Consider the following 14,726-nt stretch of genomic DNA (forward strand, 5'->3'; position numbering starts at 1 on the left):
GCCTTTTATTAAGCATTTTTTTCTTTAGTTATTTATACCATACTTTGTTGTTTTTAGTTTGAATTATTATTTGAGCGTTACTGTTTTATTATTTATTTCATAGTCAACATCAATTATTGATAAAATATCTGTAATGTCTAATTTCTTCTCTAAGGCACCATTAAAAGTTACATCTTCAAGTTCTTGATTTTCAAAAATCACCTCGATTTCATACCAACGTGATAAAACCTTCATAATATCCTTAAGGGCTTTATTTTTAAAACTAAACACACCATCTTTCCAAGATATTTCTCGATAAACGTCAACAGATAAAACCTTAGTGCTGTTATCTTTAAAGTTCATATTTAATTGTTGATTTGGGAATAGTACTTGTTGTGTATTTTCGAAATTCACAGCTACCTTGCCCTCTACCAGAGTAGTGTAAATATTGTTTTCATCTTTATAAGCTTTAATATTAAATTCTGTCCCTAACACTTCTACTTCTTGGGCTTGATTTAATACCTTGAACTTAGAACCTTTATGCTCTGTACTTGAAGATACATCAAAATATGCTTCACCATATACCAATTCTACTCGTCGGGTTTCGCCCTCAATAAATGTTACTGGGTATTTTAATTGGGATTCAGAATTCAACCAAACCTTTGTTCCATCTGATAATGTAATATGGAATTGGCCTCCTGCGAGGGTTGTCAAATAATTATATAATATTTTAGCTTTATTGCGCTTTCTAAACTTATAAGTTATTTCTTCACCATTGCTTACAATATTGTCGGTAGTATAGTTTTGTCCTTTTTCCAGGGCTATGTCCTTACCATCCTCCAGAGTTAAAATAGCTTTATCTGTTCCGGCTTTAATATTGTTATTTACTATTATTGGCAGATTGATTTTGGGGTCTTTTTTATTAAATAGTACCGAAACCGAAATCAATAATGCTACTGAAGCTGCAGCCGTAATTGCATACCATCTTTTCTTAAAAGATTTCTTTGTTGCAAATGTTGATTGATTCTCCTTTAAGTTTTTCCATACTTCATTAAAATCTTCTTCTGATGCTTGATACTCTTTAAAGGTGAATTGCTGAATCAATTTTCTAGCTAAATCTATGTCAGCTTGTTTTTTGGGATTATCTTTTAGCCACTTTTCCCAAAATAAATTGGTCATGTGGTCATCTTTCAATACCCAATTTTGAAAGTATGTATCTGATGCGAATTCTTCTGGAGTAAAATCTAAATAATTTTTGCCCGACATAACTATAAACAATAACTGTTTATATACTACAGGCAATTTTTCTAATTTTTACCCCATAAAAAGAAAACTTTTTTTATTCTAAGGTAAAAAAGAGAAGAACAAAGACATTATCATAGCACCCTTTAGGGCAGATAAAGCCCTATATACCAGTTTATAGGAGGCTTTAGCATTAATCTTTAAAACTTCGGCTGTTTCCTCATAGGAAAGATTATCATAAAACCTTAAATAGATGGCTTCCCGTTGACGGGCAGTTAAAGATTTTATAGCTTTATTTAATAAATATTGATTGTCAACTTCTTGTTCATTATTAATCAACTTTAGCTCAGGAGAAATTTCGAATTCAAACCCACTCTGTATTTGCACTCTTTTTTCTTTACCTAATTCTCGTCTAATTTTTCTTTTTAGACATTTAAGAAGGTATGGTTTTACAGACTTAACATTAATAAATGTTTTTTTGTTTTTCCACAGCTCTGAAAAGAGTTCTTGAATACTATCTTTAACCAAATCCTTATTTCCACATATTTGCATGCCGTAAGCAAAAAGACTTTGAAACATGGTTTCATACACCTTTGCATAAAACGTTTCAAAACTTTGACCCTCCTTATATGAAAGTGATTTAATATCTTTTTGACTCGATTTTAATTCACGCTTGGAGTTTATTTTAGTATGTGCAATTTTTAAATTCACCCCCAATATTATAGGCATAAAGTTATAATAAATTTACATATAGGTAAAATTCCCCTGAATAAAACTCAAAAACGTTTTTTGTTCCTGTTGCTGAAGCTCCTATACGCAAATATTTTGTAGAAAGTTTATTTACAAGCCTTAGATTAGCATTTACTGAAACATTTGTTTTCTACTTCAATTTTAGCATCTTCAAAACGGTTTTGAGCAAAACGCAGGAGTACTAGCCCTAAAAGTGGATCTTTATATTCGGCAGCTGTAAGTTTAGAATTTGCTCTTAAATCGTCTGCTGCATCCCATAATTCTGTTTCTAATTTTTTTATATTGTCTTGGGTCATTTATGTTTAATTCTTATTCATTTATGCATTATTTCGGTTAAATGAAGTCATCTCCTATGTATCAAAAAGACTTTCTCTTTCAGTATCATTTTCCTCTTTAATCGCGTTGACAAGATATAAGTTTTTCTTGGTTCTTGTAAGTGCTGCATACTTTAAATTTCGCTCTTGTACTATATATAATTGATTTTATTATAATTGAATTATAATGAAATAATATATTCTATGGCTATTCTCTAGATGATTATATAATATATTGTTGATACTTAGGTTGCAGTTTTGGGCTAGCTATGAAGATTTATATTATATGGAATTAAACTAAATATTTTTGTTACAAGACCAAATTTTAAAGCTCAAAAAGCCTATAATTCCCTTTAAACCAATTAATAAGGTTTTTCATCGAAAAAACTTACTTTTAAAATACTATTTATCACTCATTTTAAAAAAAAAAGTATCTTTAAAATCCATCTAACGTATTGATTATTAATCATGAATAAATTTATTAAGTATTTCTAGTATTTTTTTAAATAGTTAAGATTAAAAAAAAGAGATTTGTTATACAATATCAAACCAACTCCCAAAACATTACTTTTCTTATTGTTATTTTCAATTTATGGATTTAGTCAAACCGATTATAATCCTAAAAGTTATAGAAAACACTTTTTGATTTTCTATGACATATCTTACCCTCATTATTCAAAAGAAGAAAAAATTTTAGCAGTAAAAAGTAGCTTTATTAAGTTTTTTGAAAATAAAGTTATAAGAAAAGAAGGCGCTCAAAAATTCTTTGACCCGAATAAAGATCAAATTTCATACTACCATTTTGGAATTAACAAGAAGAATACGAACTATTTAAAACAACATAAAGATTACTTGTCCAGAAATGAGAAATTGTATTCATCTTTCGTACAAAAATTTATTTTTCCACATCCAGAGTATGATTGGTCTTCCTACAAAAGAAAATATAACAATACAAATGTTTCAGAATATATAAAAACGTTATGGTCAATAGAAAAACCTGGTTGGCGTAATGGAATTTCTCTTTCCCATTTAATATACCCGATGGGTTTGGATGCTATTGATAAAGAGTCTTACGCTGAAGAATTTATAATCATAGTTTTAAGTGACTTTTTAACTGGCTCAGATTTTGGTAATAAAGAAGACATTAAACTCATAAAACGAGTTTTTGAACAATCTTATTATTATGATAGAATCATATCAAAATATGAGACATTAAAAAGGAAATTTCACAAAATAGATTATTTCGAACAGGATTTTAATTATTATGACCGATTAAAAAAAGAAACAACGTCAATAGGCTTTCTGGGTTATAAGGTAACTCCAAATTCAGGAAAGATAAAACCTGAAGATACTTGGTTATCTTATGATTCTGATATAGTTATAACTCAAAAGGCATATGAAAGTATAGACTTTGAATTAAGTCCACAGTCTTTAAAATTTTCGCACAATTCCCTGCTTTCTGTAGATAAAGTAATATTAACAATTACTGATAAACATGAGAACATACTAGAAAATGTTGATGTTAATTACAGTGTTACTTATGATAAAAATTTGGTTCCTATTTATAAATTTTCAAAAAAAAACATAGCTCTTAAAACCGCAAAATCGTTTGCGCTTGCAAATGAAAAAGGCGCCGATTCACTCAATATAAATTATAGTTTTTATACAAAATACCAACTCTATACCGGTTCGTTTTTAAACACAGTTTTTAAAACCCCTAAAAGAACAATAATACTAAATGCTGAATCATTTATAGCAAAACCAAAACAAAAAAATTATACCCTTATGTCTTTTTTATTAATTCTCCCGTTGATGATTATTCTAGGATTTTTTATATGGTTAGGAAAACCTAAGGGGTTTACTTTGAATTGCTCCAAATTTTCGGATAGTCTGGAAACTTTAAAAAATGATGATGGACTAAGTAGACTTTTAACTGGTTATCTTCCGTTTTCAACAAATGGCAGAGGTTATTTTACTAATGAAAATTTAGTTACTGGTAACCTTAAATACAGAAAAAATGCCTTATTTCAATGGAAAAGTTTAAAAATAAGAGCGGAACTCTTCATTGATAAAAAACCCGAAAACATTGATATCTATTTAAAGCGAGGGCTTAATACCACTGAGCGTGCATACCCACAAGAACCATTAATAGTAGCAACCAAAGATGGTGCTTTTAATTTCTACACTTGTTATGAATCCAATGACCCTAATTTTAAATTAGACAGTCCCGAAGAAATAAAAGTTCATATTCATGTAAAAACTCGCAAAAGGATACTATTCATTTCATTTAAAAATGAAACTGACCTTGAGATTCATTTTCAAATTGGCCCAGAACTAGGTAATACATGGGTTGGAATAGATCCTGGCACGACAGGTACCTGTATTGCTGTTTCCAACTCTCCAGGGACTATACATATTGGAAAAGAGATAAAAACGAATAAACAGATAATGCCATCTGTACTCTCATTTAATCCTGACAGGGAATTCAAAAATGCAAAATTCCCTCATTTTGAAACAGAAGGTATTGATTCTTTTTTCAGGTTTGGTTCTGCTGCTATACAACGGCCTGATAAGGACCTAAAGTTTCAATCTGTAAAAAAATTAATTGGTTACAAGGATGCTAAAAAAATCCCATTTAATGATAAAGATGTTACGCTAACAGGAAGAAAGCTTACCGCTTTGCTTATTAATGGGGCTTTTAGAGGCATGAGAAAAACGGTCGAAAATCAAGGGATTACATTTGATACCAATGAAGACTTTAACCCACAAAGGGCTGTGGTTGCTGTTCCTAATAATTTTACGATTACCAAAATAATGGATATGATTGGTGCATTTGATTATGTACTCAATGAACAAGAAAATAAAAAGAGGTTTAAAGAAGTACGTTATATATTTGAGGCTGAAGCCATTGCGTTCTATTATCTGGCCAATCGTAAAAAGTACACAGATGATGAGCTCAAACAGGAAAATATTTTAATATTTGATATGGGAGGCGCTACTATAAATACTAGTGTAATTACGTTAAAACCTTTAACCGATGAAAAAGGGCAAACGGTATATGACTCTAATATCCAAGGAAAACTTGGATATAGTATTGGAGGTGACACCATTGATTATGTGTTGTTGAAAATATGCTATGAAGAAAGTGGTAGTAGCACGAGTTTACATAATTACCTAAAACCCGCCTTTAACAAGAATGCTAATTTATCTCTAAAAAACAAGTTAAAACAGTTTGCTTTATCTTTAAAAATGGAAATTATTAAAAATAATCAAGAGAAAAAAAATTACATCTTATCGACTGCCCAACTAAATAATATAATAAGAAACGAACTGTCAATAACTGCAGGATTAGACAGTTCTAATTCTCTGGTCAAACTGTTTAATAATGAACATATAGAACAAGAAATAGCAGCCATTGAGCTTAATCTTTCTAATAAGTTTATTACTCAAGAAGAATACGAACTCAAAATGAAAGAATTAAAAAATAAACCAAAGAAGCTTTATGATCACCCTTTGTTTATAAAATATATAATAAATAATATTAAAAGCGCCATAGATGATGTAGTCTCTTTAGCCAATAAGAAAATAGACACTATAATCTTTTCTGGCAGAAGTGTGTTTTTCCCCGAAATAAAACAAACAGTATCCAGAAGGATTGGAAAAGTTAAAAACACCGTAGAACTTTCTTTCGATGAGTCTAAGACGGCTGTTGCTAAGGGAGCATGTTGGTATGGCGTTGCAAAATCTGGTATTACAGTAAACAATATTAAAACAAATGGCGTATTTGGTTTTAAACATACCAAAACTGGTGTAAAAGGCGAAGAAGAATTTGTCGAATTGATTCCTTTCGGAAAGAAATTTAACGGTATGAAAACTCCAAAAGCAACTGGTAAGCAAACAGTGAAAAGCAATTTTAAATTTGACAACCACCATGTGGAGTTTTATCAAATAATGGGGAAAAATGCCCAAGAAATTGTTCGTAGAGATGATATGAGTCATAAAAAAAATAAAGTAGCCAGAATTCGAGCAGATCAGGATGTGATTGAACAGTATATGGAAGTATATGAAAACGATATGGTTGATTGCGCAATAAAGTTAGTAACCGGAAAACCTAAAAAAGCAAAAAACATCATTTCAGATATGGAAATTACTAATGAAAATGAAGAACATTATACCTGGTATATAGAATAAAACAACCAAAACATGAAAAAATTAGTTTTAATATTATTAACAGTTTTCACCATCCAAAATACATTTACTCAAAATTGGATTGAAGGGGAAAATTGGATTGAAATAGCACTTGACAAAGGGATTAAAATAGAAAATAACGACTCACATGAGTTAAAAAATGATACTGCAATTTTTCCGATACTTTTGGAAAAAGGAGAAATATTAATTAATAAGGAAAAGGGAGCTGAAGGTAAAAAACTTAATCATAAAGACAACCAAGATTACATTATTTTCAATGAAGATCTTTTAAGGTTTAAGGTCGATCAAAATCGATACAAATTAATACAACAACCTAATATTGATCTATATAAAAAGCTTTTAGCAAAGAAGCATACTATTTTTAAACAAGAAGAAGAAGAAAAAAACAATCTTGAGATTGATCTTTCTAAGGTTAAAAAACTCTTGAGCGACAATAACGTTAGTACTAAATTCTATTTAATCTTTCATAATGATGATAATGATGATAATGATGACATAATCACATTTGATAAAAAACATGCTTGTATTTCCACTAGTAAAATCGGATATGAGACACGTTTATTCATTCCAGGCTTTCCATCTATTTTTCTCAATGCTAATGATATAACAAAATATAAAGCAAATATTATAGTTTCTGTAAAAGATACGCTGGACAATGGTGATATTATTGGAATTAATCATCCTAGCAATACATGGTATAGAATTAAAAGAAGCTACCTAACCCAAAGCAACAGAAAGAAAGATTCTACATATTCTTTAGAGCCAAATACTCTTAGAAACCTTTCCCAAACGGAAAAATATACATTGGCGAAGTCAACATTTCTTAATAAAAATGTATACAGTTATAATAATGGGACATGGGGAAAAACAACCGAACTAAAACTCCTTAATACTGTAATAATTTTTGTTATTATTATCCTTATTGGGCTTTTAATATGGTTTTTATTAAATAAATACTTTAAGCACCCTATAAAAAAACATTACGACAATGAAGGCATCAAAGAGTTTATGGAAACCCATAATTTGTCTACTAAAAAGTTTAAGAAACTAAATCCTATCTTCAAATCTTATCATTTTGATTCCTCAGAAAATCGTAGCTCAAATGCTAACATTTTAGAAAAAATAGAAAAAGAAGGAAATGATTTAAATATAGACTATTACTATGCTTTTAAACCTAAAAGAGAAAACAACGAAACACCTATAGGCGAAAGTGAGTCATATAATAGAATTACTTCGGAATTGACAATAGAAAAACTCGAAAACCTGCTGCATCAAAATACGAATAGCATTATTCAGGAAATTCGTAGACAAAAGAACGATGAAAAACAAAACATAACGCTAGAAGAATTAAGAGACAAAAAAAAGGAATTAGAATCCGCAGAAACCAAAATTGAGGGGCTTGAAGAATCACTTAAAGACATTAAAAACCAAAATGAGAAATTAGGATCTAACCTTATAGAAAGTTCAAAAAACTTAGATTTATATAAGAATCAATTAGTTTTTGTTAATACTGAGCTTCAATCAATCGGAAAAAATTATGTTGAGTTAATCAATCATTTCAAAAGTGCTCAAAAAGAAATCATCAATTTCGTCAATAATAAAAGCCTCGACATTAATGAAAAACAAGGTAACTTGATTTTAAGCATTATGGGGAATTACCCAAGCAACAATTTTGATGACTGGCTTATATTTTTAAATCAATTATCCAAAGGTAAAGTTTTTACTGATACAACATTATCCGATACCATTATAGGCCACAGTGATGACGATGAAAAAGTAAGATATCTTAAAATAGGAGCCTATAAAAATTTGTGGGAACCCTATGCTAATGCAATATTTCTCCAGTTGGAGCATTTAAGAGTATTGAGCAACATTACCGAGCCAAATCAATTTTCTGATGATTTACAAAAAAGAGCAATAACTATAATTAACAATTTAAAAAAGAGCTTGCAAGATTTAGCTAATTTAAAAATTAATTATATACCTATCTTAAGTCATTACGAATCAGAAACTTTCACAAAAGTAAGTTCCAATACTACCAATCGTATCTTTAAAAATACAAATGTAGATTCTGAGCATATTGTTCAGGTTCTTTCATTTGGTTTTAAAAAGGTGAATGGTTTTGAAAACGAAACAACTGAGGTTATAATAAAAAATTAATTATGAGGTTTATAGATCATTTAAAATTATTTTTTCGTGAGTTCGGGGAATATTTCCAGGAATTCTATAGTTTTTTTATCGATAAGTCTCTTTGGCTATTACCAATACTTGCGCTATTGGCCGTTTATTTTTTAGCTATAGTTACATCTAAGCTCAAATTCATTTCTAAAAAATCTAATGCCAATTTTAGAGTCATAAAAAGCTTTATAATTTCCTGTTCAATAGTATTAACAATAGTCATGGGACTTTCGCTTTATAGCTGGGTAATTAACTTTAAAGGTTATTTTAGCTTAGATTACCGATTTACCTTTTTACTCTCGATAATTATTGTACAAACTGTTTTAATAATTACATTTTTCAGATTAACTTCATATTTCTCCAGAAAAAAAATACAAGAAATTGAAACACAACCAATTACTAGAATAAAAGAATCGCAAACTTATTTAAAGCTAAAAAAAGATTTTAGTCGATTAAAAATTTGGCTACTGCTTCCTCTAACAAGTTTTTTATTGCTTTTTTTATTAAAAAATGAACAAAACTTAGTTTCAATAGTGATTGATGCCTCAGGAAGTATGTCTGATGGAGGTCTTGAAACGGGAAAAAGTAACCTTATTAATACATTAGGCAACTTGAATCAAAAAACAACAGATTTTGTCATCTCTGTTTCACCTCATCCAAATGAATCTGAATGTATTGAATATACTACCTTTAGTGATATTCTTAAAAAGAATAATCCTGATCAACTTTGTAGTTACACAGTCCCCTTACAAAATGAATTACCTATTAACCTTATTCAAAACCTACAAGCTTCTGGCAACGAATTCATATTTTATGCAATATGGCATAATTATCTAGTATCAAGACAATTAGAAACAGATAATCTAAAGACATATGATAATAAAATAGCTATCATTATAAGTGATTTTCGAGATGGCCCCGAAGGCTTTTTTGACACGCAATTATGTAATGATTCATATGGTTATGATGCATTTTACGAGGGCAATGCTTTTCTTATTAATTTAAAAGCACCTGATTTATCAGCCGAACCCTTTGTGAATGAATTTGAAAACTGTTATCCTGGTAATACATATGAAGGCTATGATACCGATAATTATTCATTCGCAATAGAAGACATTGTTCATGATTTAAAAACAAATACATGGTATTTTCCTTTTTGGGTATTAGTCATATATCTAATTGGATGCATTATTATTATTCTATTAAGTCCTAAAAAACTCATCTTATGAAAAAATCCATACTGTTATTATTCATTCTTTCGTTCGTAAGTATAAAAACTTATACACAAGAGCATGTTATTATTTTGGTAGATGTCTCAAAATCTATCAACCAAGATCATTTTAGACAAGCCAAAGAGGTCGTGAAAAACTTTGTGCTTGGAGAATCCATTAAAAACAAAAATTTCATGTTGAATATGGATTCAAAAACGTTCATAAAGCCCGAAAGTGGTATCCCATTGATTTCTTCAGGTAAAAAATTACTAATTATGCCTTTTGGTGAGACTAAATGGATGAATGGGTCATTTACACCTAAAATAATTCGTACAAAAAACGATATCACCGCATATTTTGATAGCTCATACCCTAAGTATGTTACAGATCAGCGCACTTATTTAAATCTTGCAAAAGCGAAAGCTGCCCAAACAGCAAAATCGCAGGGAATGGACAAATACATTCTTTTAATAGTATCAGATAATATTAGCGATGACTATGGAGGTCCAAACTCTAAACCAATTTATACAGCGGCTCAAAGGCATTTAATTAACAACTTTGCAACCCTATCCAATCCGTATGTGGCACCATTGCATGGAAAAATAGATTTTAATTTGGATAACAACTTTGAAATACGGATTCATCATGCTGATGTGAGTAAATGGACATATACACTACCTGCCTCGGTAGTTAAGGACACTCCCATAGATTCTGTTTGTAAGCTTAAATTCACCAGTTATGCAAATGGAAGCAGAAAAAAAGCGAAAAACATAGAAGCCAATCCCATAACATTACGATGGGCCGTAAATGATGCTCCTAAAGGTACAAACTTCACATTGTCTATAAGAAGCACTAGTGGGAACAAAGAAAATAATATGACTTTTTCTACGACTTCAAATTTTTATAAAATTGAACTTCCTAATGACACTTATAAAATAACTATTTCCTCCCCTATTTGTTTACCTGATACGACTTATATATCTATCAATGTAGGAAATGGTGGTGGCGGTATTCTCCTATTTATAGTATTACTGGGAGCTCTAGGGTTTGGTGGATACCAATTCTATAAAAAAAGACAGGAAAAAAAGTTACAGCGCTTATCATCGGATTCTAATAATTTCGATTCTCAAACTAATGACTATAGCGACACAGATAATTATAACGAACCTGAAGGTTTTTAAAACACATCAAAATGGAACATCTTTCTTTTAAGGAAATTTTTGCAAGTTTAAATTACCACGATACAGTATTTACCTTGATTAAAACGGTTATATGGCTGGTTATTCCAATACTAGTCATCTATCTTTTTTACTTCTTGTTTAGTAAGTTTTTGTTTAAGAACAAAAAAGAAAAACAGCTCAAATCTGATATTCGGTTACCATTATGCCTATTATGGTCAATCGTAGCTTTTATGTTGGTGTTTTCAGTATTAATGGTCATACTCTTCTATCAAATAGATTTCAATGCTATAACATGGTCAGACTATAAAATATATTTAGCGTTTTTCAAAAATCAAAACCTTACACTATTTCCATATTTAATATGCTTTATAGCTGTATTGCTATTTTATTACATAAAAAACAAAAAATTCAGTAACAATTTAAAAACAATAACCAATGGCTAAAGTTGCACCAACAATAATTATAGGTTTAGGTAGTAGTGGTTACCATATTATACAAGAAACCCAGAAGTTTTATTTTGAAAATTTCAAAAAAAACAAGCCGGAGCATGTGGAATACCTATATATAGAAACTTTTGATGGAGAAAAAAGTTTTGTTCCCGACTCCGATAAAGATATCAGGAAAGTTTTCAGTAGCCTGGCAGATATTGAATTAATGGTCCAAGAGCTTAAAAAGTATTCGGGAAATCTTTCTTGGTTACCTCCTGAAGAACAAATTGTAGATGCAGGAGCTGGAGCAGGTGGTATTCGCCCTTGTGGTCGTTTGGCTCTATGGGGACACAACAAGGAAGGTGATAACTTTAAAAATATTGCTAAAGCTATAAAGTATGCCCATGAAAGAGTTAATAGTTTTACGCAAAAAGATGAGGTTGCTACTCAACCTGTAGTGCATATTGTTGGTACCTTAGTAGGAGGTACTGCATCAGGAATGTTTATAGATATAGGCTATTTAGTACGCCACCTTATTAGGAATGTTCGTTTTGTTTTTGGTTTGTTTTTATTACCTCCTATCCCCAGTTCAATGCGAGGCAATGAATCTATGTACGCCAATGCCTATGGAGCGTTAAAAGAACTCGACATCTATAATGATATCAATTTCAAGTATGAAGAAAAACTGCCTGATGGTGCGGAAATAGAAACAAGTAAGCCTCCTTTTGATTACTCGCAATTCATATCACAAGATTACCAAGACGGGTCTCCTGCATTACAAAATCTTAGCGGTCTTGTGAAAATGGCCGGTTTATATATATTTCTGAATATAGCCGGAATGTACGAAAAACGTAGTGCACGTTGGGTAGATGCCAAAGGCAACGGTATTATAAAAAATTATGGAACGTTTGGCCTATCTGCTATTCAGTACCCAAAAGACCATATTGAAGAATACGTTTCATGCGAAATGTCAAAAAAACTTTTGGAGAAATGGCTAGACACTGAAAATGCCATGGGCAAACCTATAAATAGTGGTGTTATCGATCCAATGATTGAGAACGAATGGGACAGCATTATACACAATGCTTTTGAAAAATTGGATCATGTAGGAGGAGAAGACCTCATAAAATCAATAGAAATTGAAAGCATAAAAATCAATAGAAATGATATTCAAGAAGACCCCTATGATTATTTAAAATCCCTGTTTTCCAGTAATCAATCGGATAAACTATACGCTAAAGTAAAAGGAAACTTAAATGAAGCCGTAAATACTATTGTAGATTCTATTTACGATTTGAATGTTAATATGCTTAACAAGTCAGAAAACATTATATACACCAGAAAAACTTTAGAATCATTGGTTAAAGCCATGAAGGGAAATATTGTTTACTGGAAAAAATTTAATATGTCTTCTGATACACAATCTTGGGAAAAGTTTTTGCGCAATCAATGTTCTTGGATGCTAAATAATAGAAATAAAGCTGTTTTTGAGCAAAATGACACGCTTAAAGATAGAATGCTTTCTACTTTCAATTTCATGAAAATGCACTTACTTGGTAAAACAATTTTTGAACTTACTACTTTTATTGAAAAGAAGGACACCCCTTTTGCTTCTAACAAATCTGGTAAGACACTTCCAAAAATAAATGATTATGTAAGGATATATAACCTCGTATCACAAGTTCACGGAAAATCAGATAGTGAATATTATTCCATTGAAAAAAGGATGGGTGAAATAAAAGAGGAAATAGAAGATACAACCATCCCTATTCTTCGGGTTTTCTCTACAGGATCTTTTGAGAAAGATACTGAAAATGCAAAAACCCTATTTGTACGAAATAAGAATGTTTATACTTACAGTAAAAAAGACATTAGTAATGAAGATTTATGGGATATTCTTAATACGAAAGACAACTTCAACATTAGCTTATTTAATTTACTTCTTTACAAGTACAAGGAAAAGGTAAATGTTTCTGGAGTCGTTGGCGACTATGAAGTTGCCGAATATGTAAGACAAAACATTAATAAAGGTATTGATATGGCACGCATATCATCTAATGCATTTGTTTCTACACAAGACTTGGTTTTTCAAGAAAGTCATTATTTACCAAAATTGTCAATAGCATCAGACAATGCTTCTCTTACTGAAATTCTAGAAAAATTTAAGAGTAGTTCTTTTTCAGAATTTGAAAACAAAGGGGACAACAAATTAGAGCTAAACAACCTTAAAAATATTTTGGTTTTCTATCAAGAAAAAGCCATTCCCTTTATTCCATTAAAACACCTTAGCTATATTGATCAAATGAAGGAAGTTTATGAAAAGACGCCTACATTACAAAAAGACCAAGGGTTTACCGATAAAACATGGAATAATTACAGAAATGCCTATGTACCAGTAAAAAAACAAGACAAAAAAGAAGATAACCAGCAATAAAGTTAAGATTATGAACAACTACGGTTTAACCAATACAAGCAAAAAGCAAAAAGCGCTACAATTTAAAAAGCATTTAAAAACAAATACACGAGCTTTTTTAGTTATTCTATTATTACCATTTATTATTTGCCTATTATTCACCTTTGGATTCATAAAGGGACACAAGACCATTGGTCCTGAATATGCTGTTGCTCTTTTGGACGCCAATGGTTCATTTGGTTCTGCCTTTAGAATAAGTGAAACTAAGGTATTAACAGCGAAACATGTTGTTGATCACCTAACCGTTAATGATGAAGTGACATTGATTTTTAAAAAGTTTTCCCCTCCTATTGAAACCCAGGCAAAAATTCTCTTTATGCCTACTGACGGTATTTCTAATTATGCATCGTCTTTTAATGATTATGCTGTGTTGGAGCTTTTAGAGTACGAGAACCTCCAAAACATTCCTGAGCTACCTCTAGGCATCTCAGAAGGTCTAGAAACCAGAGAAAAGGTGTATGCTATCGGATATCCGGTAAACAATCCAGAAAACAAAGTTACCGATGGTATTATCTCCGCCACTAGTTTTAGTTCTAAATCTAATGAATACGATTTTTTATTGGACGTTAATGTTGATGTAGATAATGGTAATAGTGGAGGGCCACTAGTATTAGAAGCCACGCAAGAAGCTATCGGTATCATGATACTGGTAAATGAAGGTAATCATACTAAAGCTAACCTAGCTTTAAAAATAGATAAAGTAAGAGGAGAATTGGAGCGTTTGGGCTCTACAGTCAATCTTGATTTATAAGCAAATTCTA

Annotated in this window: 9 protein-coding genes; 6 read left to right on the forward strand and 3 right to left on the reverse strand. The window is 30.7% G+C overall.

From position 1 onward, the window contains the following. Positions 1 to 66 precede the first annotated feature (66 nt). The 3 genes from Q4Q47_RS18680 to Q4Q47_RS18690 all read right to left on the reverse strand — a co-directional run bounded on the left by Q4Q47_RS18680 (position 67) and on the right by Q4Q47_RS18690 (position 2,267). Positions 67 to 1,281 carry a FecR family protein gene (locus Q4Q47_RS18680; RefSeq protein WP_303308159.1) on the reverse strand — a complete coding sequence of 405 codons (1,215 nt, stop codon included), beginning with the start codon at positions 1,279 to 1,281 and terminating at the stop codon, positions 67 to 69. 42 nt (positions 1,282 to 1,323) lie between these two features. After that, positions 1,324 to 1,950, reverse strand: a complete 627-nt coding sequence (locus tag Q4Q47_RS18685; RefSeq protein WP_303308160.1) for an RNA polymerase sigma factor — start codon at positions 1,948 to 1,950, stop codon at positions 1,324 to 1,326. A gap of 125 nt (positions 1,951 to 2,075) precedes the next feature. Further along, positions 2,076 to 2,267: a type I restriction-modification system subunit M N-terminal domain-containing protein gene (locus Q4Q47_RS18690; RefSeq protein WP_303308161.1), complete on the reverse strand. Its 192-nt coding sequence runs from the start codon at positions 2,265 to 2,267 to the stop codon at positions 2,076 to 2,078. A 549-nt stretch (positions 2,268 to 2,816) separates the two neighbouring features. Here Q4Q47_RS18690 and Q4Q47_RS18695 point away from each other — a divergent pair. The 6 genes from Q4Q47_RS18695 (at position 2,817) to Q4Q47_RS18720 (ending at position 14,716) form a co-directional block, all read left to right on the forward strand. Further along, positions 2,817 to 6,476 (forward strand): Hsp70 family protein, encoded by a 3,660-nt coding sequence (locus tag Q4Q47_RS18695; protein ID WP_303308162.1) that lies wholly within the window; start codon positions 2,817 to 2,819, stop codon positions 6,474 to 6,476. A gap of 12 nt (positions 6,477 to 6,488) precedes the next feature. After that, positions 6,489 to 8,654 carry a coiled-coil domain-containing protein gene (locus Q4Q47_RS18700; RefSeq protein WP_303308163.1) on the forward strand — a complete coding sequence of 722 codons (2,166 nt, stop codon included), beginning with the start codon at positions 6,489 to 6,491 and terminating at the stop codon, positions 8,652 to 8,654. A gap of 239 nt (positions 8,655 to 8,893) precedes the next feature. Continuing rightward, entirely contained in the window at positions 8,894 to 9,901 is a 1,008-nt protein-coding gene (locus Q4Q47_RS18705) for a hypothetical protein (RefSeq protein ID WP_303308164.1), read from the forward strand. Beyond that, entirely contained in the window at positions 9,898 to 11,064 is a 1,167-nt protein-coding gene (locus Q4Q47_RS18710; protein ID WP_303308165.1) for a vWA domain-containing protein, read from the forward strand. The genes Q4Q47_RS18705 and Q4Q47_RS18710 overlap by 4 nt, the downstream gene beginning before the upstream one ends. A 435-nt stretch (positions 11,065 to 11,499) precedes the next feature. Beyond that, positions 11,500 to 13,926 (forward strand): tubulin-like doman-containing protein, encoded by a 2,427-nt coding sequence (locus Q4Q47_RS18715; protein ID WP_303308166.1) that lies wholly within the window; start codon positions 11,500 to 11,502, stop codon positions 13,924 to 13,926. 10 nt (positions 13,927 to 13,936) lie between these two features. Next, on the forward strand, positions 13,937 to 14,716 hold the full coding sequence (locus Q4Q47_RS18720; RefSeq protein ID WP_303308167.1) for a S1 family peptidase: 780 nt from the start codon (positions 13,937 to 13,939) through the stop codon (positions 14,714 to 14,716). Positions 14,717 to 14,726: the final 10 nt, after the last annotated feature.

Origin of the sequence: Flavivirga spongiicola (assembly GCF_030540825.1) — a bacterium.
In the GTDB taxonomy this organism is placed as follows: domain Bacteria; phylum Bacteroidota; class Bacteroidia; order Flavobacteriales; family Flavobacteriaceae; genus Flavivirga; species Flavivirga spongiicola.

What these genes read in the sequence shown, in the direction of transcription:
- Q4Q47_RS18710 (WP_303308165.1), top strand. Translation starts at nt 9,898, where the DNA reads ATGAAAAAATCCATACTGTTATTATTCATTCTTTCGTTCGTAAGTATA.
- Q4Q47_RS18715 (WP_303308166.1), top strand. Translation starts at nt 11,500, where the DNA reads ATGGCTAAAGTTGCACCAACAATAATTATAGGTTTAGGTAGTAGTGGT.
- Q4Q47_RS18690 (WP_303308161.1), bottom strand. Translation starts at nt 2,267, where the DNA reads ATGACCCAAGACAATATAAAAAAATTAGAAACAGAATTATGGGATGCA.
- Q4Q47_RS18705 (WP_303308164.1), top strand. Translation starts at nt 8,894, where the DNA reads ATGGGACTTTCGCTTTATAGCTGGGTAATTAACTTTAAAGGTTATTTT.
- Q4Q47_RS18720 (WP_303308167.1), top strand. Translation starts at nt 13,937, where the DNA reads ATGAACAACTACGGTTTAACCAATACAAGCAAAAAGCAAAAAGCGCTA.
- Q4Q47_RS18700 (WP_303308163.1), top strand. Translation starts at nt 6,489, where the DNA reads ATGAAAAAATTAGTTTTAATATTATTAACAGTTTTCACCATCCAAAAT.
- Q4Q47_RS18685 (WP_303308160.1), bottom strand. Translation starts at nt 1,950, where the DNA reads ATGCCTATAATATTGGGGGTGAATTTAAAAATTGCACATACTAAAATA.